2 protein-coding genes are annotated in these 1,144 nt (G+C 64.2%); both read left to right on the plus strand.

Annotation, left to right across the window (positions count from 1 at the left end):
- Positions 1-306, plus strand: a 306-nt coding sequence (locus tag IBX54_RS15180) for an ATP-binding cassette domain-containing protein (RefSeq protein WP_296543481.1), incomplete at its 5' end; no start/stop codon positions are given.
- Between the two features lie 11 nt (positions 307-317).
- On the plus strand, positions 318-1,144 hold an 827-nt coding region (locus tag IBX54_RS15185), incomplete at its 3' end, for a carotenoid 1,2-hydratase (RefSeq protein ID WP_296543482.1).

Genomic DNA, 1,144 nt, shown 5'->3' on the forward strand with positions numbered 1-1,144 from the left:
CAGCAGCAGCGCGTGGCGATTGCCCGCGCGCTGGCCATGGAGCCCGAAGTGATGCTGTTCGACGAGCCTACCAGCGCGCTCGACCCCGAGCTGGTGAGTGAAGTGCTCAAGGTGATGAAAGACCTGGCCCTGGAAGGCCGCACCATGGTGGTCGTCACGCACGAGATGGGTTTTGCCCGCGAAGTGGCCAACCACCTGATTTTTTTGCACAAGGGCCAGATCGAAGAAGAGGGCGACCCGGCCCAGGTGCTGGCCAGCCCCAAGAGCGTGCGGCTGGCGCAGTTCTTGTCTGGCAGCCTGAAATAGCGGTGCCCGGCATGAAACGCCGACAGTGCTTGAGTTTGGGCCTGAGCCTGCCATTTTGGCCTTGGGCGGCACAGGCTCAGGCCAGAGCGCCGCTGCAGTTCCCGCGTGACCTCGGCAGCCACCCCGACTTTGCCATCGAGTGGTGGTACATCACCGGGCACCTGCAGGCGGCACAGCGCGAGTTTGGTTTCCAGATCACTTTTTTCAGGTCGCGCGTGCCGGTCACACAGGGCATGCGCTCGGCCTTTTCCGCCAAACAACTCATTTTTGCCCATGCCGCCGTGACCGACGTAGCGGGCCAGCGCCTGCTGCACGACCAGCGCATTGCCCGCGCCTCAGGTAACGCCCAAATCGACCTGGCCAGTGCCAGCGAAACAGACACCGACCTCAGTTTGGGCAATTGGTGGCTTAGGCGCGGTGGCAGTGGCAATGGCAATACCAGCACCTACCAGGCAAAAGCCATCGGCGCAGACTTCTCGTTCCAACTGGCTCTGCGTGAAACCCAGCCGCTGCTGCTGCAAGGCGAGCAGGGCTGGTCACGCAAGGGGCCCGAAGCCAGCCAGGCCAGCTACTACTACAGCCTGCCGCAATTGCAGGTAAGCGGCCAACTCAGCCTGGGCGATGAAACGCTGCCGGTGCAGGGACAGGCGTGGCTCGACCACGAATGGAGCCAGTCGCTGATGCACCCGGACGCAGTCGGCTGGGACTGGATCGGCATGAACCTGCTTGATGGCAGCGCGCTGACGGCATTCAGGCTGCGCACCAAGGACGGCGCCGCGCTCTGGGCGGGCGGCTCGCTGCGCGCGGCGGGGTCGGCACAAGCAGAGATTTTTGGCCC

Origin of the sequence: Rhodoferax sp. (assembly GCF_014859475.1) — a bacterium.
In the GTDB taxonomy this organism is placed as follows: domain Bacteria; phylum Pseudomonadota; class Gammaproteobacteria; order Burkholderiales; family Burkholderiaceae_C; genus Rhodoferax.